The sequence below is a fragment of the Streptomyces sp. STR69 genome, from assembly GCF_024519455.1.
Classification (GTDB): Bacteria; Actinomycetota; Actinomycetes; order Streptomycetales; family Streptomycetaceae; genus Streptomyces.
The window spans coordinates 1-364 of the sequence record NZ_JALJRY010000112.1; the positions used below are offsets into that span (position 1 = coordinate 1).

The 364-nt window shown below is 72.0% G+C and carries 1 protein-coding gene; it reads left to right on the forward strand.

Going from position 1 to position 364, the window contains the following annotated elements:
- The first annotated feature begins 210 nt into the window (after window positions 1-210).
- Window positions 211-354, forward strand: a complete 144-nt coding sequence (locus OC490_RS49200; RefSeq protein ID WP_262064575.1) for a hypothetical protein — start codon at window positions 211-213, stop codon at window positions 352-354.
- Window positions 355-364: the final 10 nt, after the last annotated feature.

A 364-nucleotide genomic window follows, 5' to 3' on the forward strand; every position in this document is an offset into this window, starting at 1 on the left:
TCGGCGGTGGTGAGGTGCCGGGGGAACCAGATCGTGGTGGGACCGTGCGACACCGGCGCGCTCCACCCGTCCGGCGCGGGCGCGGTGGCCGTCGCGGCCGGGGTCGCGGTGACCGCCGGGGCGTCGACGCGCACCCGCCAGTGGGTCGTGAACTCCACTGGATCGGAAGGCTCGTTGGAACGCTGGGCGGAAGTCGTCTGAACGGCCTGCGTGACCGTGGTCGCGTCGCTGGCCTGGTTGTGCGTGATGGCCGCCGTCAGCGATCCGTCGATCGCCCGCACTGCGGTCGGCGCGGTAATCGGCCAGGACCCGGTCCACGGCACCTGGAAGGTCCGATACGTCCCCGACGGCTGACTGGAGAAGT